This window comes from Domibacillus sp. PGB-M46 (assembly GCF_022668875.1).
Taxonomy (GTDB): Bacteria; Bacillota; Bacilli; order Bacillales; family Domibacillaceae; genus Domibacillus.
The window spans coordinates 138,543-163,207 of sequence record NZ_JAKGCR010000006.1 but is presented as its reverse complement, the minus strand read 5'-3'; the positions used below and the strand labels follow the sequence as shown (position 1 = coordinate 163,207).

Annotated in this window: 25 protein-coding genes, 1 other RNA gene and 1 riboswitch; of the genes, 3 read left to right on the top strand and 23 right to left on the bottom strand. The window is 46.3% G+C overall.

Annotated elements, in window-relative coordinates; all coding sequences use genetic code 11:
• Positions 1 to 3: 3 nt before the first annotated feature.
• The 12 genes from L2D08_RS10205 to L2D08_RS10150 all read right to left on the bottom strand — a co-directional run bounded on the left by L2D08_RS10205 (position 4) and on the right by L2D08_RS10150 (position 10,420).
• A complete protein-coding gene (locus L2D08_RS10205; protein WP_242233663.1) occupies positions 4 to 183 on the bottom strand; it encodes a hypothetical protein in 180 nt (59 codons plus the stop codon).
• The gene (locus L2D08_RS10200) at positions 170 to 3,793 is read right to left on the bottom strand and encodes a dynamin family protein (protein WP_242233662.1); all 3,624 of its coding nucleotides are present in this window, start codon (positions 3,791 to 3,793) and stop codon (positions 170 to 172) included. Before L2D08_RS10200 ends, L2D08_RS10205 begins: the two co-directional genes overlap by 14 nt.
• 365 nt (positions 3,794 to 4,158) lie before the next feature.
• Entirely contained in the window at positions 4,159 to 4,581 is a 423-nt protein-coding gene (locus tag L2D08_RS10195) for a hypothetical protein (RefSeq protein WP_242233661.1), read from the bottom strand.
• 95 nt (positions 4,582 to 4,676) lie between these two features.
• A complete protein-coding gene (locus L2D08_RS10190) occupies positions 4,677 to 5,147 on the bottom strand; it encodes a chemotaxis protein CheX (RefSeq protein WP_242233660.1) in 471 nt (156 codons plus the stop codon).
• 285 nt (positions 5,148 to 5,432) lie between these two features.
• On the bottom strand, positions 5,433 to 5,687 hold the full coding sequence (locus L2D08_RS10185; protein WP_242233659.1) for a DUF2188 domain-containing protein: 255 nt from the start codon (positions 5,685 to 5,687) through the stop codon (positions 5,433 to 5,435).
• A gap of 84 nt (positions 5,688 to 5,771) precedes the next feature.
• Entirely contained in the window at positions 5,772 to 5,984 is a 213-nt protein-coding gene (locus L2D08_RS10180; protein WP_242233658.1) for a KTSC domain-containing protein, read from the bottom strand.
• 147 nt (positions 5,985 to 6,131) lie between these two features.
• Positions 6,132 to 6,356, bottom strand: coding sequence for a hypothetical protein (locus tag L2D08_RS10175; protein ID WP_242233657.1), 225 nt, complete (start codon positions 6,354 to 6,356; stop codon positions 6,132 to 6,134).
• 318 nt (positions 6,357 to 6,674) lie between these two features.
• Positions 6,675 to 7,085, bottom strand: a complete 411-nt coding sequence (locus tag L2D08_RS10170; protein WP_375337574.1) for a DUF2512 family protein — start codon at positions 7,083 to 7,085, stop codon at positions 6,675 to 6,677.
• Between the two features lie 534 nt (positions 7,086 to 7,619).
• Positions 7,620 to 8,033, bottom strand: coding sequence for a hypothetical protein (locus L2D08_RS10165; RefSeq protein WP_242233656.1), 414 nt, complete (start codon positions 8,031 to 8,033; stop codon positions 7,620 to 7,622).
• Between the two features lie 122 nt (positions 8,034 to 8,155).
• On the bottom strand, positions 8,156 to 8,440 hold the full coding sequence (locus L2D08_RS10160) for a hypothetical protein (RefSeq protein ID WP_242233655.1): 285 nt from the start codon (positions 8,438 to 8,440) through the stop codon (positions 8,156 to 8,158).
• A 94-nt stretch (positions 8,441 to 8,534) separates the two neighbouring features.
• Positions 8,535 to 9,839, bottom strand: coding sequence for a nucleobase:cation symporter-2 family protein (locus L2D08_RS10155; protein WP_242233654.1), 1,305 nt, complete (start codon positions 9,837 to 9,839; stop codon positions 8,535 to 8,537).
• Positions 9,836 to 10,420 carry a xanthine phosphoribosyltransferase gene (locus L2D08_RS10150; RefSeq protein WP_242233653.1) on the bottom strand — a complete coding sequence of 195 codons (585 nt, stop codon included), beginning with the start codon at positions 10,418 to 10,420 and terminating at the stop codon, positions 9,836 to 9,838. Before L2D08_RS10150 ends, L2D08_RS10155 begins: the two co-directional genes overlap by 4 nt.
• Before the next feature lie 107 nt (positions 10,421 to 10,527).
• Positions 10,528 to 10,627, bottom strand: a riboswitch (purine riboswitch).
• A 283-nt stretch (positions 10,628 to 10,910) separates the two neighbouring features.
• Between L2D08_RS10150 and L2D08_RS10145 the strand changes: the two genes are divergently transcribed.
• Positions 10,911 to 11,138, top strand: a complete 228-nt coding sequence (locus L2D08_RS10145) for a hypothetical protein (RefSeq protein ID WP_242233652.1) — start codon at positions 10,911 to 10,913, stop codon at positions 11,136 to 11,138.
• Here the strand turns inward: L2D08_RS10145 and L2D08_RS10140 are convergent.
• The 9 genes from L2D08_RS10140 to L2D08_RS10100 all read right to left on the bottom strand — a co-directional run bounded on the left by L2D08_RS10140 (position 11,135) and on the right by L2D08_RS10100 (position 19,926).
• Positions 11,135 to 12,271, bottom strand: a complete 1,137-nt coding sequence (locus L2D08_RS10140) for a THUMP domain-containing class I SAM-dependent RNA methyltransferase (protein ID WP_242233651.1) — start codon at positions 12,269 to 12,271, stop codon at positions 11,135 to 11,137. The genes L2D08_RS10145 and L2D08_RS10140 overlap by 4 nt on opposite strands.
• Positions 12,272 to 12,293: 22 nt before the next feature.
• Positions 12,294 to 13,976, bottom strand: a complete 1,683-nt coding sequence (locus L2D08_RS10135) for a putative bifunctional diguanylate cyclase/phosphodiesterase (protein ID WP_242233650.1) — start codon at positions 13,974 to 13,976, stop codon at positions 12,294 to 12,296.
• A gap of 90 nt (positions 13,977 to 14,066) precedes the next feature.
• Positions 14,067 to 14,462: RNase P RNA component class B (rnpB, locus tag L2D08_RS10130), an RNA gene on the bottom strand.
• 54 nt (positions 14,463 to 14,516) lie between these two features.
• Positions 14,517 to 14,846, bottom strand: a complete 330-nt coding sequence (gene gpsB / locus L2D08_RS10125) for a cell division regulator GpsB (RefSeq protein ID WP_242233649.1) — start codon at positions 14,844 to 14,846, stop codon at positions 14,517 to 14,519.
• A gap of 304 nt (positions 14,847 to 15,150) precedes the next feature.
• The gene (locus L2D08_RS10120) at positions 15,151 to 16,374 is read right to left on the bottom strand and encodes a ribonuclease H-like domain-containing protein (RefSeq protein ID WP_242233648.1); all 1,224 of its coding nucleotides are present in this window, start codon (positions 16,372 to 16,374) and stop codon (positions 15,151 to 15,153) included.
• Between the two features lie 11 nt (positions 16,375 to 16,385).
• Positions 16,386 to 18,623: a DEAD/DEAH box helicase gene (locus tag L2D08_RS10115; protein ID WP_242233647.1), complete on the bottom strand. Its 2,238-nt coding sequence runs from the start codon at positions 18,621 to 18,623 to the stop codon at positions 16,386 to 16,388.
• A gap of 119 nt (positions 18,624 to 18,742) precedes the next feature.
• The gene (locus L2D08_RS10110) at positions 18,743 to 19,093 is read right to left on the bottom strand and encodes a DUF1798 family protein (RefSeq protein WP_242233646.1); all 351 of its coding nucleotides are present in this window, start codon (positions 19,091 to 19,093) and stop codon (positions 18,743 to 18,745) included.
• A 14-nt stretch (positions 19,094 to 19,107) separates the two neighbouring features.
• A complete protein-coding gene (locus L2D08_RS10105; protein WP_242233645.1) occupies positions 19,108 to 19,335 on the bottom strand; it encodes a hypothetical protein in 228 nt (75 codons plus the stop codon).
• Positions 19,336 to 19,446: 111 nt separating this feature from the next.
• A complete protein-coding gene (locus L2D08_RS10100; protein ID WP_242233644.1) occupies positions 19,447 to 19,926 on the bottom strand; it encodes an STAS domain-containing protein in 480 nt (159 codons plus the stop codon).
• Between the two features lie 173 nt (positions 19,927 to 20,099).
• On the opposite strand from L2D08_RS10100, the gene recU reads away from it, so the two are divergent.
• Together recU and L2D08_RS10090 are read left to right on the top strand one after the other, a co-directional pair.
• A complete protein-coding gene (recU, locus tag L2D08_RS10095) occupies positions 20,100 to 20,705 on the top strand; it encodes a Holliday junction resolvase RecU (protein ID WP_242233643.1) in 606 nt (201 codons plus the stop codon).
• A gap of 25 nt (positions 20,706 to 20,730) precedes the next feature.
• The gene (locus L2D08_RS10090) at positions 20,731 to 23,514 is read left to right on the top strand and encodes a transglycosylase domain-containing protein (RefSeq protein ID WP_242233642.1); all 2,784 of its coding nucleotides are present in this window, start codon (positions 20,731 to 20,733) and stop codon (positions 23,512 to 23,514) included.
• A gap of 23 nt (positions 23,515 to 23,537) precedes the next feature.
• Here L2D08_RS10090 and L2D08_RS10085 read toward each other — a convergent pair whose 3' ends face one another.
• Complete coding sequence (locus L2D08_RS10085; RefSeq protein ID WP_242233641.1) at positions 23,538 to 24,002, bottom strand: YpoC family protein; 465 nt, start codon at positions 24,000 to 24,002, stop codon at positions 23,538 to 23,540.
• A complete protein-coding gene (gene nth / locus L2D08_RS10080; protein ID WP_242233640.1) occupies positions 23,999 to 24,658 on the bottom strand; it encodes an endonuclease III in 660 nt (219 codons plus the stop codon). The genes L2D08_RS10085 and nth overlap by 4 nt, the downstream gene beginning before the upstream one ends.
• Positions 24,659 to 24,665: the final 7 nt, after the last annotated feature.

Genomic DNA, 24,665 nt, shown 5'->3' with positions numbered 1-24,665 from the left:
CAATCACTCCTTTTTCATTAGCTTTTTTACATGCTCCTTCGGGTCCCAGCAGTTAAACCGGTAATCCGGCTTCGTCTCGAACCCGAGCCGGCTGCATGTATATTTCATTCCGCCCGGCTGTCGTGACGCTTCGAAATGCCGGCACGTGGCACAGGCGTGAAACCGTGAATTAAGAAATGTCACGAAGAACCTGCTCCCACTCTTCGATATTGCCGGTTTGTTCGAACAGGAGAAGCCACGCGTCAAACTGCTCCGTTACATCAAGGCGCACCGCCTGCTTCAGTTCCTCGGTTTCCTGTTCAATAAACTGGTTTGCACTCATTAACAGCCGGCTTTTTTGTTCGGATAAGTAGCCGTCTGCCAGCTGCTCGATTTGCTCCTGCAGCTTTTGCATCATCGCCTGCTTTTCATTTTTCTCAAAAAAGGCTTTTGCATTTTTAAATAGGGACAGCGTACCGGAAAACGGCTCAAGCGGCTGATCCTCAAAAGCCGTTTTAAAGTCCGGTACGATAAGCTTTCCAGTTTGAACGTTTGAGAGCAGCAGTTCCGGTTCAATCATGCTGGCTTTGTTTGCCAGCCTTGTTTGCTTATCCTGCATCAATTTCGCGCCATGATTTTCTACGCGGATGGATGTGGCACGCATTTCCTGCGCAAGGTCATAGCCGACTGATTGAAGCAGTTCTGCGAGTGCCCGCTGGAGCGCCCTTTTCGTTTCGTGCTGGCCGCTAAGCGTGGCTGGATTAAACGATTCCTTGAAGAAATCTGTGAACCGGTAAAAAACACGCTGTTTCACATAATGAACCAGTTCATCGAGCTCCTGCGCCAGCCGTTTTTGCTCTGCCTCTGTTGTCTCAGCGTCAATCGCTGCGATCATTTTGGCCTGCTTCGCTGTTAGTTCTTCCCGCTTCTGCTCTCCCTGGTGGACACTTTCTTTGGCTGCGGCAATCAGCTTTTGAAGCTGGCTGACACCCCGCTCGGCTTCCGCTTCAGCGGATTGAACGGCCATCTGGGCAAGATCGCCCGTTAAAAAGGCGCGGAATGATTCTTTAAACGGCTTCATGCCGGACTGCGGATGATCCCACTCGCCGCGCATGGCTTCTTCAACCGCCAGCATGCTCGAGACGCCATGCAGCCTTGGAAACCGGATTCCATACTGAAGCAGCTGATCCTGAACATACGCTTTTACATCGTTCAGTTCTTCTTCGTCCGCTGCCAGGTCGATCGCGTTAATCACAAAAAACATCTTGTCAAGCTCGAACGCATCTTTTACACGGCCAAGCTGAATTAAAAACTCGCGGTCTGCTTTTGAAAAAGCATGATTGTAATACGTAACAAACAGAATCGCATCGGCATTTTTAATGTATTCAAATGCCACACCCGTATGACGGGCATTGATCGAGTCTGCTCCCGGCGTGTCTACTAGTGTAATGCCAAGCCGTGTAAAATCACAGTCATAATATAAATCGATCGAATTTACAAAACAGCTTTTTTGCTCCTCGGCTACGAACTGGCGGAACAAATCAAGATCAACGCGCAGCGTTCCATCCGGCTGCCCTTTATAGTCGTCAAAGCCTGCTAAGAAAGCCCGCAGGAAAGACAAGTGAATTTTTTCTTTTCCTTCTCCTTCATTCGCAGCAAGAACATCCGGCACCATTTGAACCGCTTCTTCAAGAGATGCAGCACTCCGGCCAAACAGGCCAAGAGAGGCATTCACGTCTTGAAGCATCATTTCTTCCGGCTTTAAGTGCACATCCGCTGTCCGGTGATGATGCTCACTGTCTACCGGATGAATACGGTTTACAGCAGCCGTTGTCGGGTTGGGCGACACCGGCAGTACCTTTTCACCGAGCAGTGCGTTCGCAAACGATGATTTTCCGGCCGAAAAAGCGCCGAACAGGGCAATCGTATACGTCTGGTTTTCAAGACGGGCTGCTTTTTGCAGCGCACCGTCTACAAAACGGGCAAACCCCGGTATATGATGAAGGCGCTTTGCCATTTGGCGCAGCCTGTTTACAACGGCTTCTTTATCGCCTGCTGCCTGAAGCTGGGGCTGTTCAGACGCCTCAATGAACCCTGCACTGCTTCGTTCTTCTGTCTGCCACTGCTCCACGCCATCATATAAAACCGCTTCTGCATCTTCTGCCTGCCACTTTTCCTGCAGTGCCTGCACAATACGCGGCAGAATCGGATCTTCTTCGGATACGATGCGGCGAAGCAGTGCTTCTCTTTCTTCCCGCTGCTTTTCGAGCTCCTCAAGCGTTTGCTTTGCCTGCAGCCGCTTTGCCCACACTTTATACTCTTTTTCATATTGCCCGTATTCACTGTTGAACTGCTCTGTAAGGACAGGCGCTGCTTCCTCTTTCCACGCCTCTGACACAGCGCGTGCACGCTTTTTCACAAGAGACGCCACATCCTCGGCATAATTCAAAACGGCATCTCCCGTTACACCGGCTCCCGGCTTTACAGCATCCACTGCCAAAGAGGCATCTACCGGTACGGAAAGCTCTTCTGCTTTCAAGGCAAGTGCAGGGTCGTCGAGACGGCTTTCTTTCACCCAGGCCGCGCTTACCTGGCGGATGGCCCATTCAAGCTGCGCTTCCGTTTGTTTTTGAATATCTTCTACAAATAAACGAAGGCGCTGCTCCCGCTCTTCTTCCGTTTTCTTTTTCGCAAACAACAAGCCGACTTTAAAGTCCGGGCGGGTTGATTCAAGATAGCTGCGCGCCTTTTCACGTGTGGCAGCCGGCATTAAAATCGCATTTTTCAATACATCATCGCGCTTGGCTTCATATTGCTTGAGCCAAAGAGAGGCGTCCCGCTTTTCCATTTCTGAGCGGATGGCCGCTTCCCTTTCCTCAATCGACTGCGAGCCTGCTTCAGCTACAACCGCTTCGAGCGGCTCAGCCGTTTGTTTTTGCTGCTCGGCCAGCCATTCCATATGCTCATGCACCAGGCGGTTCATCATCGTTTCCGCTGACTGCTCCGCCAGCTGCTCCCGATTTCGGATGCTGTCCTGAATCAGTGCCTGCACTTGCCCAAAGTCGTTATAAGGAAGAGAACGGTTGCGCAGACTCGTGAAATAAAACGCTTCCGGTTCTACATTCCACGTCGCAAACGAGTCTTTCACTGACTGGCGGAAGGCATCAAACGACAATTCTTCTTCCTTGTGCTTATCAATTTGGTTAATAATTAAAAACAGCTTTACGCCATGGGACAAAAGTTCTTTCGTATAAATAAAATTAAGCTCGGATTGAACATGATTGTAATCCATCACATAAAAAACCATATCAGCCAGGTGAAGCGCAGATTCCGTGGAAATACGGTGGGCGTCGTCAGTAGAATCTACTCCGGGCGTATCCATTACCGTTACATCCGGCGGCAGGCTGGAGCCGGCATGCCCGATTTCAATTGAAGCCACTTCATCGCCATCTTTGGCGAACTTTTTAACATGCTTCATATCATAAGGCGCTTTGAATAAGAGCGGACGCCCGTGATGATAATGAATTTTCGCAAAATTTTCTTCAGACGGCTTGATTTTCACAACATTGGCGCTTGTCGGGATCGGGCTGGATGGCAGAAGAGCTTCTCCTGTCAGTTCATTAATCATCGTTGATTTTCCAGCTGAAAAATGCCCGCAAAACGCTACAATCAATTCTTTTTCATGCAGCTTGCGCAAAAACAAAGCGGCTTTCTCAGCACGCTCCGTGTCCCCATTATGTAAAAACTGCTCATACAAACCGGCGGTGCGAATGCGAATCCCTTCCAGTGTCCGTTCAGCTGTTTGCGTTCCCATATGAACATTCCTTTCGATGCAAAGCGTTTTCTTTTTATTGTATACGATTTTGGCCCAATAAAAAAGGATACAGCGCCCAGCTTCTGCCGGTTTTCTGTACCCTCTGCCACTTTATTTTTTCAAGACAAGCGCTTTGCTTCCTTTTCCAGTATGATCAAGCACATATTTCATCACACCGCCATATGTAACGACTGTTGCGGTAACAAATAACCAGATCATGCAAACGCCCACTTTCTTAATTGATAATAATTTTCATCCTCATTTATATGGTAACACCTTTTAAAAAAGAACTCAACAAAAAAAGATGCTTCTTTAAGCACCTTTCAGAGTGTAGACAAATAAAATCTATTGCCGAAGGATTTCTTTCATTTCTTTTCTGTGTAAAGTGTGCAGGCGGTTGGGGTGAGAGCCGATAAGACGGCGGACGCGCGGCTTCGCTTTCCATGAGGCGGGCGCTGAGCCCGTCTTTGCCGCCGTGCGGCCCAGCCGGGCTCAGCCGGCCGGCTTGCCCCATAGGAGTCTTCGCCGCACACCCGCCGCTTGTGCGCATGAGCAAGGCTGCACAGTTTAATGGATACACTTGCCCTGTCACCAAAGCGGTAAAAGCGTATGTAGAGATGCCCTCTGTGCTGATTTTTCAAAAAAAGGGGGAAGCCGGTTGGACGAAGACTGCTGCGGGAAGTACAGTGAGTCGGGAGACCCCGCAGGCGCAGCCGAGAAGGCTCCCCCACTGCCCGAGGAACGGGAAGTCCGGCCGCCTTCCCCTGTCGGCCCTTTTTAAGAAGCAATGTTTCCCGAAAAGTCTCCTGCCCATTTTTCGGCGGTGAAAACTTTTACAAAAAAAAAGACTGGCGACTTTGTCGACAGTCTCAAAGATGCTTCTTTAAGCACCTTTTTCAATATTGAGTACAAGCCGGTAATCGCCCGCTTCTTTAAACGAAAGCGGCAGTTCAATAGCCTGCTTAAATCCTGAAATTTTCGAATCGCCTACAATGATTGTTGGCGGTGTAATATCGATCTTAATTCCTTTTGCAGCGAGTGCCACACCCATATTCCCGGCAATCATGTTGACGACTTCGCCCGCAAAGGACTCCACCATTTCACCTTCAATCGGCATGCCAAACATTTTCTCGCCAAGGCAGGCAAACGCACTTTCCGGTCCGTCTAAAATAATACGGCCTGGCAGATCACCGGTAATGCCAATAAATACCCCGATCGCATGGTGGTTAAAAGATCCATTTAAAAGTGCCGGCCGGCCCACTGTCAGCTCCAATGGAACAATTCCTTTAATCGATTCTACCGCACAGTTAAGCACTTCTTTAATAATCGTATTTTGATCTTGTTGTGTCTGCACCACTTTTGCACCCCCGTGTTCTTTTTATTTTCACAAGAAAAGCTATATTTCATCACTTTTTTACAAGTCATTAGTACTATCGGTCTATTTGTTTATTTGTTTAGATCATTTTCCAAAAATAATATGTAATATCTTAACTTTTGGAAAAAATAGACGTTATAAATGAAAAAACTTTTCTTGCCGCCGGTCAGAGCGGGAACCTAATCGGCAGCCGCACAATCCTGATGTTAAAATAATAAAAAGGATGCCTCTGCTAAGAGAGCATCCTTTTTTTGCTGACAGCTGTCAGCTTTGGTAGTTATGCTGCTTTTCAATTTGTCCGTCTTCATCATGAATAATAGCCATTGTTCCAGCTTCTTCTGCCATTTTTTTCGCTTCGTCTACTGCTTCGGATTTTGAACCGAACGTGTCATTGGGTCCGTCTTTCCCTTCTGTTTTTACAGCCCATTCACCCTCACCGTGAGGAACCACATGAAATCTCGCCTCGTCTGTACCAGCCCGGTCTTCAAAATATTCATTGCGCCCATGGTTCTCGGCCATAAGGAATCCTCCTTTTGAGACAGTATTTGTATCACGGTATCTTTACCCGGTTCAACCGCTTAAAAACACAAAATACTTCCCCCGTCACCAAACTCTTCTATACTTATAGCGTTCTTTAATAAACGCGGCATGATATTTTCCGTGTGAATCTGCCCTCATTAAACTTGTGTAAATATGTTCAGGCACCCCTTCATAGTCATAAATGCTTTGGTCCTGAAACTCGATTCGAAGAATTTGATGAAAAGGGTTGTATCCGACTCGTTTTAAATGAGAAGAAAAGACATTGGCCATTTCCATTTTTTCTGCCTTCCCTCCTTGCTTTTTTCATCTTAAATAAACGCTGTTGTTTCCTTTAGACTTTCCTTTTTAACGGTTTGTTTAAACAAAAAAGCGGCTTCTCTTACGGTTCCATATAAAAAAGAGCCATCCGCTCAGGACCGCTCTTTATGCGTTGTAGGCTGCCAGGTATTTTTCTTTCAGCAGGGCGTAACGGCCTATGCTCTCTACAGACCCTTCGGCGCGGGCTGCGTCAAACAACTTAGCAAGCTCATCAGCATTTACACGGATGCCGCTTACATCGATATCATCCAGACTCTTCCCTTTAATTTTCGCCAATAAAGTTTCGTCACCTTTAATGACCATTTCTTCACCCGTATACAAAATTTCCATTTATCTTTCCCCCTTTTTTTAATTTTTAAAAAGCCGGCGAAACATGAAACGCCGTAAAACAGTTTGTTTCATTCTGGTATATCACATAATATTTTCCGCCGTACTGCTCTTTCCAGCGCTTAACGCCTGATGCTGTTATTGTTTCACCAGCGGCTCATTTCATTCTACATATTCTACTCATTGCCACCTTCTGTTTTTATTTGTTTTGAAAGCAAAAACGAGCCGCCCGCACGGGGCCGCTCAAAAAGATCTGTTATTTAGTTTTTGTTAATCAGCCGTGGCGCCTGATACAACATGCGCCTATTTTTGACTTAATCATTATCTTATATGATTGTGAGCGTGTTCATCATCAAATACATGATTGTCTAAGTACTTATGGAAGAACCATTCACCCGCTGCAACAAGAATGGCTGAAATAAATGCAGCTGTTAAAACATCGCCGCCGTTAATTAAAAGTGACCTGCCCATAAGCGACACAACAAAAAAAGCTATTATCGCATCTGACAAAGAAGCAAGGATGTTTCTTTGAACGTAATCTTCCTTACGCTCATAGTCATCACCTTCTTTGTGGAATATAAGCAAATCGCCGATGATATACGCGACAACTGAAAGAACGGCACTAATGAGGAGTGTATCACTGAGCTCTCCCTGATAAAATCCAGTAAGCACGATCCCTAAAATAGTCGCTATCATCACAAATTTAATCATAATCGCTTTAACGTGATCCAAAAACATTTCCTCCTTTTTCTTCATTGCTCAGTTAATACCCCCTCTGGAAATAATTAATACAGAGTTAATGTTTTTTAATATTTATGTAAAAAAGTAATATTTCGTTATTAAGCTGTTATCTTTCTCTTTATGCTTTATATAAACTGCAGGTATTTATGGCGTTTCAAACCGGCATAGGGGCTGCGTGCTTCTTGTATATAAGCATGTTAGTTCATTATGTTTATATATTTTAAATTTGATTTTTGCACAATTTGAATTTTATTAAAAATTTGTGAAGGTGTGGCTGGCTTTGGCGACGGCTGCTTGAACATTTAAATATAAGGATTATCTTTCAAGCAGTCTCCGGTCAATCGCTTCACAGCCAATCCCCATCTGATGCCGCATTTTCTCTTAATAAGAAATAATCGGCTGCAAAACAGTAAAAGGCCATCCGAAATGCGATTACTTAAATCGTGATTTTATCCGTTTTTTCACGTTATACATTAGATCCCTTCTTCCTTAACCGCGTGCACGTGATTTATTCGCTTGGTCTTTTTACTCCCCCCTGCTAATCGCTTTTCTGATTTCGTCTTCAAATACGGTATACTTTGAACCGTCTGCTTGATCATGATCTCGGCAAAACCATGCAATATCGCGCAGGTTCGGCAGGTCCAGCGCTTGAAAATCGTGCCCAATTTCACGGCCGGCTTCGATAATCTTTTGTTTAGCACCTTTTTTTAGTGCTGAATAAGACGCAATAGCATACAGATAATGCGCTTTTGCGGCTTCAATCTCCGCAAGAACTGCCGGCAGCTTTTCCTCATAATCCGCAACGGCTTCCGCTTTCGCCCGTTCAAAGATTTCTTTTGCACCGGCTCTTAGTTCTGGCGGAGCGACTGCTTTGCCCTGATGTTCCTTTTGTTTCGCCCGGTACTCCGTGATTAAAGTGTTCAATGATTTTTTCTCCATATTAAAATTTCTCCTTTATTTATCTTTTCGAGGGGGAGGCGCTGCCAATGCCCTGCAAGTGTATGTACCTAATTGATCGATTCACTATTCTGCTTTATCGAACGCTGCTGCTTCATTTGGACTTAAACAGCTGTTGATTTCTGTTTTAATTTGCACAAATCCATGCCGCTCAAAACGCCGGCCGCTGCTGATATAAGCGCAGGCTCAATATGTATTTCATCGCCGCTTCTTCCGCTTTGTATACATCCCTGCGTGAAGCGTTTTGAACGATTTTCATTTAACCATTTTATAAAAAGCTGGAACGCACGAGGTGATTTTTTATTGCCGGCTGCCTTCATCCTTAGGATTTCTTTGCCGGGAAAAAATAATCGAAAGCCGGCTAAAACGAAAAGGTAAACTCCTTTCATTGTTTAACGTTTTTTGCATACAAAAAAACGCCACCTTCATTTCTTTTAATCGAAAGAAATGAAGGTGGCGTTTTTAAAACATGAGAGTTTTTTATTACGAAACTTTGTTTTCCACTACAGAAACCGATGCTTTTTTACGGCCTAATTCGTTAAATACGATATTAAGGATGATCGCCGTCATACTGCCGGCTACAATGCCGTTGCCTGTCAGGATTTGAATGCCGCCTGGCAGGCCTTTAAACAAGTCCGGCACCACTGTTACGCCAAGACCTAGACCGACCGAGCAGGCAATAATCAGCAGGTTTTCCTGCGCATTCATATCCACGCGGCCGAGCATTTTAACGCCCTGCGCCACAACCATCCCGAACATTGCGACCATCGCGCCGCCTAATACGCTGGATGGAATAATCGTTGTGAAGGCGCCGATTTTAGGTACAAGTCCAAGGATGATTAAAAAGCCGGCTGTATAGAAAATGACGCTGCGCGATTTCACGCCTGAAAGCTGCATGAGCCCGACGTTTTGTGAAAAAGCCGTGTACGGAAAAGCGTTAAAAATGCCGCCAAGTACAATCGCCAGTCCTTCCGCACGGTATCCTTTGGCTAAATCTTTTTCTTCTACTTTTTTATCACAAATATCTGAAATAGCAAAGTACACGCCTGTTGATTCAACGAGGCTGACCATTGCCACTAAAATCATCGTTAAAATGCCTGTCCATTCAAAGGACGGTGTTCCAAAATAAAATGGCTGCACTAAATGGAACCATGAGGCATCCGCGACAGCCGAGAAATCGACTTTACCCATGAAAAAAGCAAGGACGGTTCCGAACAATAGGCCAAGCAAAACAGAAATCGAGCGGGCAAATCCTTTGAAAAAGCGGTACATCACAATAATGACAGCAAGTGTCGCAAACGCAAGTGTAAGGTTTTCGGCAGAGCCGAAATCAGGGCTTCCCTGTCCGCCTCCCATATTGTTCATCGCTACCGGGATAAGGGTAACACCAATAATCGTTACAACGGAACCCGTTACGACCGGCGGGAAAAAGCGGACAAGCCGGCTGAAGAATGGGGCAATGACCAATACGAAAATACCAGAAGCGATAATCGCGCCGTAAATAGCGGAAACGCCATTTGCCGTCCCAATGGCAATCATCGGGCTGACAGCGGTAAAGGTACAGCCGAGTACAACTGGCAGGCCGATGCCGATCCATTTGCCGCGGTATACTTGAAGAAGCGTCGCAATTCCGCACATAAAAATATCAATTGAGACAAGATACGTTAACTGAGCCGGCGTCATGCCGACCGCTGCGCCGACAATCAGCGGCACAATCACTGCCCCTGCGTACATCGCCAATACATGCTGAATACCGAGCGAAGCGGTTTTTAAACGTGTCGGTTTCATTGGTGCACCTCCGCTTTAAATTGGATTTTTCCATCATGAAGAGATTCGATTCTCGCAAGTGACTCTACGCGTACGCCTTCCCTTTCCAATAAAGCCCGTCCGTCCTGGAACGACTTTTCAATCACGATGCCGATTCCGGCAATCTTGCTTCCTGCCTGCTTCACAATATCCATTAAGCCAAGCGCTGCCTGGCCGTTTGCCAAAAAGTCGTCAATAATAAGCACTGTATCGCCTTCGCTCAAGAAAGATTGAGAAACCGCAATTCGGTTGGTCGTTTCTTTCGTGAAAGAATATACATCTGCCGTCAAGAGATCATCCGTCATCGTTAAAGACTGGCGCTTGCGTGCAAACACAACCGGCACCCCTAGCACAAGTCCGGTCATTACAGATGGAGCGATGCCGCTCGATTCCAATGTGAGAATTTTGGTGATTCCTGCCCCCTCGAACAGCCGGGCAAATTCTTCTCCGATTTCTTTCATTAACTGCGGATCAATCTGGTGATTCAAAAACGAATCTACTTTTAAAACGTGCTCAGAAAGCACGCGTCCGTCCTGTTCCATTTTTTCATGAAGACGCTTCATGGTGTGGGTTTCCTCCTTTGATTCGTCTTCAGGCATAAAAAAAGCCTGAAGCGCAACGTATTCCTCAAAAAAGAGTGAACAATGCCTTCAGGCTTCGAACAGACGGATCCGTTCTCTTGTTCACCCATAGTCGGAGCATTTACGGTGTCCGGTAGAAACTTGCAGGCCGATTCCTGCGATTATATGAGTGAATATGTTTAGTTGATAATCATTATAATAGCATATCATTTGAGAAAATCAATACAAAACACGAACATTTTATTTTTTTGTTTTCTGATTATTCGTTTTCATTCCGTGCACTCTCACCACCAGGCTTTTTACAAAGCAGAAAGAGCCTTTGACCAAAAAATAGTCAAAGGCTCAGTGTGTAGATAAAGTCTTTCGCTTTAAAAAGAGGCGATAAGTGGGATTGAAGATTCACAAAAAAGGACTGAATAGGCATTTTCTCTTTTTAAACAGAAAGATACGACCTTATAAGCTCTAAACAATCTTGTCGCAAGCCACTTGGCGGCGGGAAGGCAGCGCAGACTCCTATGGGACGAGCGGGCAGCCAAGACCGGTGGAGCCGCCAGGCGAAATTGGGCTCAGCGCCTGCCCCATGGAAAGCGAAGCTGCCTGGACGCCGCCGATCCATCCCATTCATGTGCACAGGTATCCATATAATTTGTCTACAGTTGGGCCCTTGACAAAAATAGTCAAAGGCTTTTTCGATGATTAACTTTCGCGGCGAGGCGGGCGCTTGCCCCAGTACTGATAATAATCACAGCGGATAAATCCGTTAAACAGCTTGCGTTTTTTCGTAGCCGGACGGCCATATACTTCTTCAAATCCTTCATGGGACGTTAATACATAAATGGACCACGTATCAAGCGGCTTAAAAGCGCGTCCTAAATCAGCATACAGCTTTTCAACGCCTGGACGGTCGCTGAGGCGTTCTCCGTACGGCGGATTACCAACGATTACACCATATTCCTTATCGGTTTGAAATTTCGTTGCATCTTCTGTCCGGAACCGGATTAAGTCGCCCAAACCGGCTTCGAATGCGTTCGCTTCGGCAATCCGGGCCATTTTCGGATCTACATCCAGCCCTTCGATATCAAGCGGCTGATCGTAATTCGCTTTATCTTCTGCTTCCGTTCGTACGTCATCCCAAATACTCCCGCCGATCCAGTCCCATCCTTCGGAAATAAATTCGCGGTTAAACCCCGGAGCGATATTCTGGCCGATCAGTGCCGCTTCAATTGGGATGGTACCAGAGCCGCTGAAAGGGTCTAAAAACGGCTTGTCAGGATACCAATTCGTCAGCTTGACAAGGGCAGCGGCCAGCGTTTCTTTCAGCGGCGCTTCTCCCTGCCCGGTCCGGTAGCCGCGCTTATGCAGTCCGGCACCGCTTGCGTCAATGGTCAAGGTTACTTTATCTTTTAAAAGAGCCACTTCGAGCGGAAAACGCGCTCCTGTTTCAGCCAGCCACGTTTCCACATGATAAGCGGATTTTAACCGCTCCACGATGGCTTTTTTCACAATCGCCTGGCAGTCAGAAACACTAAACAGGGTAGATTTAACGGACTTCCCCTGTACAGGAAACGAGGCGTCTTTTGGCAGGTAGTCCTCCCAGCGAAGTGCTTTTGTTTTTTCAAAAAGCTCATCAAATGTTTTGGCGTAAAATTCAGCCACAACCACTTTTACACGGTCAGCTGTACGCAGCCACATGTTGCAGCGTGCAATCGCAGCAGCATCTCCTTCGAAATACACTTTTCCATTTTCTGTTCTCGGTTCGTATCCAAGATCTTTTACTTCTTTGGCTACGATGGCTTCAAGTCCCATCGCAGCGGTTGCGATTAATGTATACATAATATCCTCTTTTCGTATCGATTCATTTCGGCTCATCATTTTGTAAAAAAGTGATCAGCTCGGATAAAGAAATCGGTTTTGAATAAAAATAGCCTTGAACGATATCACATGACTCTTCCTGCAGCATCCGAAATTGACGCTCGTTTTCAACACCTTCGGCCACAACCTTCAAATGAAGGCGGTGCGCCATCGTAATAATAGCTTCCACAATCGAAGCGTCATCCTCGTCTTCATCCATCAGCTGAATAAAGCTTCGGTCGATTTTCAGCTGGTCAATAGGAAATCGGCGCAAATAACTGAGCGACGAATACCCTGTCCCGAAATCATCAATGGATAACCGGAAGCCCAGCCCTTTTAACTGGTCCAGCTTTTGGATGGAAGACGGTGCGTCTGGCATAACGGTACTTTCTGTTAACTCCAGTTCGAGGCGCTCCGGCAGAATATTTTCTTCATATAAAATAGCTTGGACGGTTTCCACAAATCCATCCTGTAAAAATTGCAAAGCCGATATATTTACCGCAATCGGTAAATCGGTAAACCCGTGTCGGCTCAATATATGTAATTCACGGCATACCTGCCTTATAATCCATTTTCCAATTGGAATAATAAGGCCGGTTTTTTCTGCCAGCGGAATAAAAACAGCAGGCGGCACACAACCGTAATGCTTATTATGCCATCGAAGCAGCGCTTCTGCACCCGCAGCTCTTTTAGAAACTGTATCAACCTGCGGCTGATAATGAAGCACCAATTCATTTCGCTCAATGGCACGGCGCAGCTCCATTTCCATGGTCAGGGCTTCTTTCGTTTCCTCATTCATCTCTTCTCGGTAAACCGAAAAACGGTTCCGTCCTGTTTGTTTAGAATGATACATCGCTTTGTCCGCATGCCGAATTAACGTTTCCACGTCACGGCCATCTTCAGGAAAAAAACTGATGCCCATGCTCGCTGAGATATAAATATCCTGCCCTGCAATATGAAAAGGAGTCGAAAAAGAGGAAATAACCGCTTCCGCCACTTGAAAAGCTTCGCGTTCGTGATGGAGGTGGGTCAGTGTAAGAGAAAATTCATCTCCCCCGAGCCTGGCAATCATATCTTTATTGCCAAGCAGCCGTTTCAGGCGGCTGGTTAAATCCATCAGCAGCTCGTCTCCCGCTTTTTGACCGAACGTATCGTTAATTTGTTTGAAACGATCTAAATCAAGTAAAAATACAGCTAATTTTTGATTGTATGTTTGAGAAGTTTCTATTACAGAAACCATTCGCGTATAATAAGCGTAACGGTTGGCCACTCCCGTTAAAGCATCTTGATGGGCCAGTCTTTTTGCTTCTGCTTCTGCCGAGCGCTGATCGGAAATATCGGTAAAAACACCAATATAGTGTTCCGCTTTTCTCTGGTCATCATGCACGGCCGAAATGGTCAGCCACTCCGGATAAAGCTCACCGTTGCGGCGCCGGTTCCATATTTCACCGCTCCATTGTCCTTTTTGTGCAATGGTTTTCCACATTTGTTCATAAAATGGGCGATTGTGCAGGCCCGACTGTAAAAAGCTCGGCTGTTTTCCAATCACTTCTTCTGCTTTGTAGCCAGTCACTACTTGAAACGCTGGATTTACAAATAAAATGGCACCCGTTTTATCCGTAACCATAACGCCTTCACGGATGTAATTAACGATTAATTCATTCATTTGTTTTGGATAATTCTCCATAAAAAGGAGTCAGCTCCCCCGCCAAATAGAACAAAAGCTCCCCTGTAAAGGAGAGCTGTGTTAGTTAGATTTCATAAACCCTGAATAACGTTCTGTAAGCCATGTTTTGTACCATTGTACTGCAAACGGCCAGGGTATGGCCTCGTACTCCGGTGGCAATCATCTATCTGCGAAACACCTATATGTTTCACCTTTCCATTCGTTCGTTTTCGTCCGGAAAGTGCCCCTACCAAAATTTGGGTTGCTCACTCACGGGGTTTACCTCGTTCCACCTTTGCCATTTCTAGCAAAGCTACGTCACTGTGGCACTTTCAAGGTATTCACACCATATCCAAGAAGGACGTAGGTGTTTTCCCTGCCGTCAGCAAAATAAATTGCTGCCCTGGCTTATGGTTTCGCCAGGCGTGATCACTACAGGCATCACAGCACTGTGTGAGCATGGACTTTCCTCTGCGAGCACAAAACTCACAGCGATTACCCAAACGTTATTCGATTTCGTTTCTTATTATAAAAGAAACCGCGAGATTTCGCAATGGTAATTTATTCATTATGGAGACGGTCGCCAAAAACGTGGCGTTCCAAATTCGATAAGCGTTTTAAAATATCGAAATTGGTTGATCCAGGAGCCGGCTGCTGCTGGCGAATTGGCGCTTCCGGAATCGGCTTCCGTGCCGAAATCGTGCTGTTTTCTTTTTTCAAGCGCAAGTTTTCCTGCTGCAACTCTTCAATTGCCTGCTGAAATACTTCATAGTCTTTTATGACAAGGTCTAAAAATTGATCTACTTCATCCGGGTTATAGCCCCGCATCGATGTTTTAAATTCTTTTTCCAGGATATCTTTTCCTGTTAACTTAAGTTTATCCGACAACATTGCCTTGCACCACCTTCATCGAATCCTGCCTATTTTTTCATTAATTGTTTCAAAAACAGGGTCGTTTGTCAATCGGAAAGCAGGCAGCCAAGAGGTTTTTTCTTCCCTTATAACAATGCGTAAAAACTATCTTTTAAGTTTGTTAATACGAATGCAGTTAAGCCGACAAACACGAAAAATAAAAATAGAATTGCACGATACAACCTGTCATTCACCCCATATTTATAGTTTATCTCAAAAACAACCATTTATCATTTTACGGTGTTTTTAAAAAAGTTACAACTATATGACAGTCATTTTCGCGTTATTTCGACAATTTTTTTTCAAGCCGGCACAAACGGTGTAACAGAGCGGCTTCGACTGCCGGGTTTTCCTGCTTTTGCTGCAAGGCCCATTTGGTTTCTCTTAACGCCAACGGAATATTTTTCCGTTTATGCTCATACAGCTTGGCCAGCTCAATGGCTGCTTCGATAGAGCGGTCCGCCCCGGCCTGACGGACACGGGTAAACAGCTGCACCGCTTCTTCGGAAGAATGTTCCTTTTTCAGCTGCATCGCAAGCCGGAATGCCGCATCTAAAGCGACGTCATCCCGGCGGCTTTTCGCAGCGTTTTGGAAGGATTCTTTTGCTGCCGCACGGTTTCCCGACGCTTCAAACCACTTCCCTACCTCAAGGGTCGTTTGGTCATCACTTCCTCCTTCTTCATCAAGCACGAGACGGCTGATATGCGTATATAAAGTAATTAAGCTTAAAATGTCGCGCTCGTTGTGCTTCATCACCTGCAGGACACCCTCTGGGTCTCCCCGATCGATAAAATCAAAATAAATAATCGGTGCCAGATGGCCGGGGACATCATTTACCCGTTCGAGTCCGAGGTGCTTTTTTTCCACGTTGACAAGCTTAACCGAATCCATTGTATGCTTAAATAGCCGGCGGGATGCATGATAAAGGTCAAAATGCCCAAAAGCCGGCAGTGCCGGCACCCGCTCGCGTACAAATGTATGGCGTGACTTTACCTGCGGCCAGTCAAATGATTTTCCATTATATGTTACCAGGGTCGTATAGTCGGTTTCCTGTAAAAATTTCGCATACAGTGCCGTTTCATTGCCTGGAGAAGGGAGGAAAAATTGCTTAACGGTCACTTGATGGTTATGAATGCGCGCTGTTCCAAGTAAAAAAATAACACTTCCTGAACCGCTGAGCCCGGTCGTCTCAATATCAAAGAAATACAAATCAGATGGATGAAATCCTTTAGCCGACAGTGGATGATGTCCACTAAAGGATGACCACTGTTCAATCGTTTTTTGCGCCTCATTAAATGTATACAAGCCGTGGGGCGTATCGAGCGGATGGTGCGTTTCACGCGTGATGCAGTACTCCCCTTCAAACTCAAACAGCTCCGCTCCCGCTGCCTTCCACGTCTCCCAATGGCGAATCTCTTTCGGTTCCTCCACCCTTTTGGCAGCCGGTTTTTCCCCCTCACGTACAATATGCTTTTTCTGCCGCTGCAGCTTTTTCATTAAACTCATTTTCAGCCCCCTTAAAACTGGTTGAGCAGATCAATGCTTTTTTGCTTTACATTCATTCCCTCAAACCCCATGCCAACACAGGAAGGACAGCCGTTTTCACACGGGCATCTGCGAATCAAATCAATGGCCGCCTCCTTGACACTGTCGAACCGCTTGTACACATCTTCTGCAAGACCAATGCCGCCCGGATAATGATCATATAAAAAAATAGTCGGCAGTCCTGTATGGGCCGCTTTAATTTGTGAAACGACGTGAATATCACTCCGGTCGCACATTGTGTGGATGGGAACCACATGATGCAGAACGTTCGCAATGCCCATGAGCAAATGTTCCAGTGATTTTTCAGGCTCATCGATTTTAAGCTCCAGCCAGGCTGCACTCGTATGAATTTCTTCTTCCGGCAGTGTAATAGGCCCGGAGCCAATATTTTCGAAAGTCGTTAACTTAATTTTTTTAAAGATGGTCGGCAATATATTCACCGTAACGTCACCGTAATGAACAGAGGAAAGCGGCTGCTCCCGCGTCCGGTCTATTTCCAGCACTTTCAGCTGAACCGCCAAATTAGCATCTGTATAATATTCCACATCCACCTGGCGGACGTATGCTTTTTTGTGCTCCCAATCCAGCTTTTCTACTTGAAACTGCACCCCTTCGTGCAAATAAATCGCTTCATCGTGCAAAAGCGTCATCGCGCTGAGCCGGTCCATTTCGCCGATGATCTTTACATTAGCTGTTTCAGTCTGATCAACAATGACGACATTTTCCTGTGCAGCCGAGCGAAGAGAAATATTGGTCGCCGGAAATGATTCATGAGACCAGTGATATTTGCCTCCATTGTAATGAAGAACCCGTTCCTCCTGCAAATATTCCAGGATTTCGCCTACCTCCACCGGGCCGAACAGTTCGTCTTCCCGAAACGGCAGCTCGTACGCTGCGCACTTTAAATGATCGACTAAAATAATTAAATTTTCGGCATTAATGCGGGCTGATTCAGGATTTCGCTCAAAGAAATAATCCGGATTTTGCACGACATACTGGTCAATCGGCGCCGAACCTGCCACCATAATGATGACTGCTTCGCCATGACGCCGCCCGGCACGGCCGGCCTGCTGCCAGGTGCTTGCGATACTGCCCGGATAGCCGGTCATCACGCAGACCTGCAGCTGCCCAATATCGACACCAAGCTCCAGCGCGTTCGTACTGACCACGCCTAAAATTTCTCCATTTCGAAGCCCCTGCTCAATCGCACGCCGCTCCTTCGGCAAGTAGCCGCCCCGGTAGCCGCGAATCGTTTTCGGGCCGATCTCCCGCTTCACCAGTTCCTGAATATGACTTAAAATCACTTCAACCCGGACCCGGCTTCTCGCGAACACAATCGTTTGAATGTTGTTTTTTAAAAATTCCTGCGCCAGGCGGTTTACTTCAACAGTTGCACTCCGGCGAATATTCAGCGGTTCATTCACAACCGGCGGATTATAAAAAACAAAGTGCTTCCGCCCCCGCGGTGCTCCATTGTTGTCGATCAGCCGCATCGGCCGGTTCGTTAAGGCTTCAGCGAGTTCTTTCGGATTGGCAATCGTGGCAGACGTACAAATAAACTGCGGGCTGCTTCCGTAAAAAGCACAAATACGCAGCAAGCGGCGAATCACATTCGCAACATGGCTGCCGAATACACCGCGGTACGTATGCAGTTCATCAATGACGATATATTTTAAATTCTCGAACAAACTGACCCATTTTGTATGGTTTGGCAAAATAGCCGAATGAAGCATATCAGGATTGGTCATTACAACATGCCCCGCCTGCCGGACTTTTTGGCGGATCGTCGGTGACGTATCTCCATCATACGTAAAGCTTTTAATATCGGCACCCATTTCGGCAATGATTTCGTTTAGTTCACTTTTTTGATCCTGTGCCAGTGCTTTCGTCGGAAACAAATAAAGAGCCCTGCTTGTTGAATCTTCCGCAATTTTTTGCAGGACAGGAAGATTATAGCAAAGCGTTTTGCCCGAAGCGGTCGGGGTCACTGCTACAATATTTTCTCCTTTTTGCACAGCCTCTAAAGCTGAATATTGGTGGGTGTATAACTCGCGCACTCGGCGTGCTTCCAGTGCCCTTTTCAGCCGCTCATCCAAAAAAGCCGGCATCGGACGTGTTTTTGCTTCTACTGGCTCCAATTCATGCCAGTGGATGACATTTTCATCCTGCCGCAGCTCTTCAATCATCTCTACAAGTGTTTTTTTCCACATTTCCCTGCTGGCACCTCTTTTCCTGCTGCTTTCGATCCCAAAAATCGGTTCTTTTCCTTCTATCTTATCGAACAAACGATCTTTTTAAAAGCAAAAAAAAGAACGCTTGGATGCGCCCTTTATTTTTCTAAGTTATGAGAAAGCGATTCAAGCACATACAGGGCTGAATCTGCCGATTGAATAAACTTTGCCTTTCCTGTATCAAAAAAATGGGCATGAGCACCAACCCGCCGGGCGTTGTCCGCTGCCTGGATAATCTGGGCAGCATGCACGTATTTTTGCGGATGCTCTTTTAAATACGAAAGCGCCGCTTGTTCCCAAGCGTCCGCTGCAGCATCTACCTCGTCTGCAAACGGCTTTACAGTTTTGAAAAAATCAGCCGGCTCCTTTGTTTGGCGGCCTGCTTCAAAAATAGCTTTCGCTTGTTCAATTAATTCCCGTAATTTCACTGTTTGATCGCCTAGAGACACATTCTACCCTCATTTCATATTGAGCCGGCTGCCGGCTTGAGCGGCATGACTACATCCCCGCACAAAAAGCGTGCTCCTTCTTCCACTAGAAGCAGACGGTTATGAACCCGCTCTGTGTGAATGCGAAAGCCGGCAATTTTGCGGCTTCGTTCGTCTGCCACCCTCATTTTCAATCGCTGCTCAAGCTCCAATGTATCTTTTTCCAATTGTGCCAACTGTTCCATCCACTCTTGCTTTGTCATTCCCGTCACCCCTTTGCTTTGTTGACTAGTAAATTCGCTCCCGGAAGAAGATCTCCTTCCTGCTTGACAAAACTAGTGAACACACGGCAAAGAAAGCGGCAATCCGACAATTTACGCAAAAGTCATGCCTTTTTTCTTCATTAAAAATTGAAGAGCCTGCCGGAACGTTAAAAACGTATTTAAATCAGGACGAATCTGCATACCGCTTCGCATAACCTCCTGTGTAAACTCCGGTCTGAATCCAACTAAAAATGTGTCAGCCCCCATTAAGTTTAACGAGCTAACCAGCTGATCGATCAATTGTCCAAGCAGCTCGGTTTTCTCAATCTCTTTTTTCGTAATGGCTGTAAAATCAATAATAACATTTTCCACTTCATTTTCGTAGCAAGCATCCATTAACGCAGAAATAATCAGTTCAAATCGTTCCTGCGACATTTTCCCTGTCAGCGGCACTAAGATGGTTTCCGGGATAATGGATGGAATAATCGGAGCAGACACATCCTTCACCAACTGCTTGTATTCGGCCAGCTCTTCTTTTAAAGCTCGTATTTCTTCTTGGAGAGCTTCAATCTCTTCGGATTCTTTTTTCATTGCACATCCCCTGCTTTTATCATGATTCTGTTTATCTTAATATACTAGCCGAATGACTGTCGCTTTTCAATGTTCTGCTCCGGAAAAAGGCATAAAGGAATATGTCTTTTCAAACAGGCGATTTGTTCGCTCATGTGGTATGATATTGATTGGATTCAAGAGGAGGGAATGAGATGGCGATCCGCTATCCGAATGGAAAAGAATATACGCAGCCCGCTCAATCGTCCCAGGCAAAGCAGCAGAACAAGAATCCTGTTTTTTCAAACCGCGGCATGACGCTTGAAGACGATATTAATGAAACGAATGCGTATTATTTAAGCCAAAATATGGCGGTCATTCACAAAAAACCTGTTCCCGTTCAAATTGTACGGGTCGACTATCCAGCCAGAAGCGCGGCTGTTATTAAGGAAGCTTATTTCAGGCAGGCTTCTACAACGGATTACAATGGGGTTTATAGAGGAAAGTATATTGATTTTGAAGCGAAAGAAACGAACAGTGAAACGTCGTTTCCGCTCAAAAACTTTCACGCCCACCAAATTGCCCACATGAAACAAGTGGACGAGCATGGCGGTATCGCTTTTGTAATTATCCGTTTTTCTAAAACGGACGAGCTCTTTTTTCTGCCGTTTCATGCATTGAATGCTTTCTGGGAACGTATGCATAACGGCGGCCGCAAGTCTATTACAAAAGCAGAGCTCACCAGCTGCAGTATGGAGCTGAAACTGGGCTTTTCTCCGCGCATTCCATTTTTGGATGCCGTGGAAGATGTATACTTTTAATATTGAAAGTGAGGAAAAGAGACACATGTCTGGCGAATACAAATCAAGAACTGAAAAGCGGAACCAGCAAAAGAAAAAGCCGGCCCGCGCACAACGAAAAGCAAAACCAGCCAAATCACCTTCGAACAAAAAACGTTCTATTTTCAAACGGGTTTTTCTCGGCCTGCTTTTAGTTGCTTTACTCGTTTTGATCGGTGGTGCGGGACTGTTTGCTTATTACGTAAAAGATACACCGGAAATTGATGAATCGCTTTTAAAAGATCCGGTTTCATCAAAAATTAATACGGATGATGGCGATCTGCTGACCAATGTCGGTGCAGAACGCCGTGAATATGTGAAATACGAAGATATTCCTGCCCTGGTCCGGGATGCCTTTATCGCAACGGAAGACAGCCGATTCTTTGACCATCACGGAATCGATCCGATGCGCCTTGCCGGTGCAGCAATGAAAAACGTAACAGAAGGCTTTGGCTCACAAGGGGCCAGTACGATTACCCAGCAGGTTGTTAAGATGTCTTTCTTGACAGCTGATAAAACGTTAAAGCGGAAAGCCCAGGAAGCTTATCTTGCCTATAAACTGGAGCAAAAATACTCCAAAGAAGAAATTTTTGAAATGTATGTCAACAAAATTTATATGTCAGGCTCCCCTGCGGTGATGGGTGTTAAAGCAGCCGCCGATTACTACTTCGGTAAAGATTTGGATGAACTTACCCTGCCGGAAGCGGCTTATCTTGCGGGGATGCCGCAGAGCCCGAATAATTACAATGCCTTTAAGCACCCGAAAAACGCCGAAAAGCGGAAAGACGTCGTTCTCTCTCTCATGAACCAGCATGACAAAATTACTGAATCCGAAATGAATGAAGCACAATCCGAAAACATTACTGATTTCCTTGCTGAAGAACCCGTGAACAAATCCGGCGTCAGCAAAGAATATGACGCTTTTGTTGACCAGGTGATTGAAGAAGTAGAAGACATGGGCTATAACGCCTACACAGATGGATTGACAATTGAAACAACGCTTGATAAAGAAGCACAGGACTTTATGTATGAGCTGTTAAACAGCGATGAGTACATTGACTATCCGAGTGAGCTGTTCCAGGCCGGTATCGTTTTAACAGATACTGAAACCGGCGAGATTCGGGCGATTGGCGGAGGCCGCAACCAGGAAGTAGAGCGCGGCTTCAACTATGCGACCGATAACCGGACACAGCCAGGTTCAACGATTAAGCCTATCTTAGATTATGGCCCGGCAATTGAATATTTGAACTGGTCAACGTATGAGCAAGTCGAAGACAGCCCGCTTCAATATACAAATGGCGGTTCCGTCGGAAATGCCGGCGGCTCTTACGCAGGTATGATGTCTATGCGTGACGCGCTCGCCCGTTCAAAAAATACACCGGCCGTCCGGACGTTCCAGGAAGTCGGTTTTGACGATGCTTATGAATTTGCCGGCAAGCTCGGCATCAATTTGAAAAGTGAATTTGAATCCTATGCCATTGGCGGAATGGATGGCGACGAAGGTATTTCGCCGCTGCAAATGGCCGGCGCTTATGCTGCATTTGGAAACGGCGGTATTTACAACAAGCCGCATACGGTTAAACAAATTACACTTGCAGACGGCACAGTTGTCAAAAATGATATTAAATCTGAACCAGCCATGAGCGATTACACTGCTTATATGATTACGGATATGTTAAAAAGCGTTGTAGACTATGGAACCGGGACGGCAGCGAATATTCCTTCGCTTCATATGGCCGGCAAAACCGGAACAACGAACTACACGCAGGATGAGCGCGAAAAATACGATATACCATCCAGCGCTTCTCCAGATTCATGGTTTGTCGGCTATACAACGAAATATACAGCGTCCGTTTGGACAGGTTATGAAAAACGCAATGAGTACTTGTCCAAGGACAGCCAGCAGATTGCAAAACAGCTGTTTAAAGAATTGATGACAAAAGTATCTGAGGACGTAGATACACCTGATTTTGAAAAACCAGACAGCGTCATTGAACTGCCAATTGTCAAAGGATCGAATCCAGCAGTTGTGGCGGGAAGCGGCGCTTCAGACAGCGATGTAACATATGAATTATTTGTCCGCGGCGAACAGCCGAAGCGTTCTGCTCCGAAAAAGGAAGAAGAACCGGAGGAAGATGAGCAGACAGAAGATGAAGAACAAACTGAAGAAGAGCCATCCAGCGGTGAAGTAACCGGCTTATCGGCGACCGCAGACGAGAGTGGAAATATGTCTGTTTCATGGTCCTACAGCGGTGAAGGCAGTCCATCCTTCAGCGTATCAAATGGATTGGAAACACAGTCGATTGGCGGCTTCTCGACCGTCTTTGGCGGCGGACAGCCTGGACAAACATACTCCATCACGGTCACAGCCATCGTAGACGGCCAAAGTGTTGATTCGGCTTCTACATCTGTAACCGTTCCTGGTGGTGAAACAACAGAACCGGAACCAACAGAACCGGAACCAACAGATCCTGAGCCAGCAGATCCGGAACCAACAGATCCTGGGCCAGCAGATCCAGCTCCGGCAGATCCAGCTCCGGCAGATCCTGAGCCAGCAGATCCAGCTCCGGCAGATCCTGAGCCAGCAGATCCGGCTCCGGCAGATCCTGAGCCTTCTACTCCACAGCCAAGCACGCCTGCTACAGGTAACAATGGAAATGGAAATGGAAACGGCAATGGGAACAGCAATGGGAATACAAGTGGTAATACCGGTGGAACCGGCGGAACCGGCACAACGCAAGGCAATGGTTCAGCGGAACCAGCACCTGAGGTTCAAACCGAAACACCATAAAAAAATCCCCGGTGAGTTTAAACTCACCGGGGATTTTTTATTGCGTAAACAGCGGCGGCTTTTTTCAGCTCCGTCATCAGCTCGATCAGCTGGCGATAAGCCATGTATGTGTAAGGACGGTTATCAATATAAGTGAACCGCTCCAAGAAATTAATCGGCTTTACCGCAAAATCCGCTTGTTTTTCCTTCCAAAGCACTGGGGCTGCCGGCTGCCCGTTTACCCAAAACAGCGCCATAAAAAACATGGCCAGCAGCGCATCCACTTCTTCTTTTACATCTTTACTGCGTATACGCTGTTTTTCATCAAGTGCCTGTTCCATCTTTGCCCAGGCCGACTCAAGCAGCGGGAGACCACTTTTTTCACTCTCCCACGGTTTTTCTCCGCCCAATTCATATTTAAAATACGGATATACACAAACAGATTCGGGCAGTTCTGCTTCCCTTTCAGTTGAAAAATACCGAAGCTCTTCAGGGATCCTTACTGTCATACACGCGTACCTCCAAGCTTCATACGTTTTTTTCCTTCCCGGCATATATCAAGCAGCGGACATTCCGGACAGCGTGGTGCCTGCGCTTTACAGTGATAGCGGCCAAAGAAAATCATTCGATGATGTGTATCCGACCATTCTTCCTTTGGAATTTTGCGCATAAGCGTGTTTTCCACTTCGGTTACATTGTCCTTCCAGCGGCAGAAACCGAGCCGCTTAGACACCCTCTCTACATGTGTATCAACCGCGATAGCGGGCACACCAAATGCCACGGAAGCCACGACATTGGCGGTTTTTCGTCCGACACCCGGCAGCTTAACAAGCCGATCCTGTGTGTCAGGGACAATACCGCCAAAATCCTCCAGCAGCATCCGTGACATCTTTTGAATGTTTTTCGCTTTGTTCCGGTACAATCCAATGGAGCGGATATCCTGCTCCAGCTCTTCAAGCGGAACCGCTAAATAATCTTCCGGCGTTTTGTATTTCTCAAATAGCCCTTTGGTTACTTTGTTGACGAGCGCATCTGTACATTGCGCTGACAGTGCGACTGCTACGACCAGCTCAAACGGGTTTTGATGATTTAATTCGCAGTGTGCGTCCGGAAACATCTCAGCAAATGTATCCAGGCAGCGGCGAATTTGGATTTTGTTCAGCATATTGATC

Coding starts and splice junctions, on each gene's coding strand:
- L2D08_RS10185 (WP_242233659.1), bottom strand. CDS start 5,687: ATGGCCGAGAACCATGGGCGCAATGAATATTTTGAAGACCGGGCTGGT.
- L2D08_RS10160 (WP_242233655.1), bottom strand. CDS start 8,440: ATGAAAGGAGTTTACCTTTTCGTTTTAGCCGGCTTTCGATTATTTTTT.
- L2D08_RS10165 (WP_242233656.1), bottom strand. CDS start 8,033: ATGGAGAAAAAATCATTGAACACTTTAATCACGGAGTACCGGGCGAAA.
- recU (WP_242233643.1), top strand. CDS start 20,100: ATGGCGATCCGCTATCCGAATGGAAAAGAATATACGCAGCCCGCTCAA.
- L2D08_RS10140 (WP_242233651.1), bottom strand. CDS start 12,271: ATGTATACATTAATCGCAACCGCTGCGATGGGACTTGAAGCCATCGTA.
- gpsB (WP_242233649.1), bottom strand. CDS start 14,846: ATGTTGTCGGATAAACTTAAGTTAACAGGAAAAGATATCCTGGAAAAA.
- L2D08_RS10175 (WP_242233657.1), bottom strand. CDS start 6,356: ATGGAAATTTTGTATACGGGTGAAGAAATGGTCATTAAAGGTGACGAA.
- L2D08_RS10180 (WP_242233658.1), bottom strand. CDS start 5,984: ATGGAAATGGCCAATGTCTTTTCTTCTCATTTAAAACGAGTCGGATAC.
- L2D08_RS10115 (WP_242233647.1), bottom strand. CDS start 18,623: ATGTGGAAAAAAACACTTGTAGAGATGATTGAAGAGCTGCGGCAGGAT.
- L2D08_RS10135 (WP_242233650.1), bottom strand. CDS start 13,976: ATGGAGAATTATCCAAAACAAATGAATGAATTAATCGTTAATTACATC.
- L2D08_RS10090 (WP_242233642.1), top strand. CDS start 20,731: ATGTCTGGCGAATACAAATCAAGAACTGAAAAGCGGAACCAGCAAAAG.
- L2D08_RS10200 (WP_242233662.1), bottom strand. CDS start 3,793: ATGGGAACGCAAACAGCTGAACGGACACTGGAAGGGATTCGCATTCGC.
- L2D08_RS10120 (WP_242233648.1), bottom strand. CDS start 16,374: ATGAGTTTAATGAAAAAGCTGCAGCGGCAGAAAAAGCATATTGTACGT.
- nth (WP_242233640.1), bottom strand. CDS start 24,658: ATGCTGAACAAAATCCAAATTCGCCGCTGCCTGGATACATTTGCTGAG.
- L2D08_RS10105 (WP_242233645.1), bottom strand. CDS start 19,335: ATGACAAAGCAAGAGTGGATGGAACAGTTGGCACAATTGGAAAAAGAT.
- L2D08_RS10155 (WP_242233654.1), bottom strand. CDS start 9,839: ATGAAACCGACACGTTTAAAAACCGCTTCGCTCGGTATTCAGCATGTA.
- L2D08_RS10085 (WP_242233641.1), bottom strand. CDS start 24,002: ATGACAGTAAGGATCCCTGAAGAGCTTCGGTATTTTTCAACTGAAAGG.
- L2D08_RS10150 (WP_242233653.1), bottom strand. CDS start 10,420: ATGAAGCGTCTTCATGAAAAAATGGAACAGGACGGACGCGTGCTTTCT.
- L2D08_RS10100 (WP_242233644.1), bottom strand. CDS start 19,926: ATGAAAAAAGAATCCGAAGAGATTGAAGCTCTCCAAGAAGAAATACGA.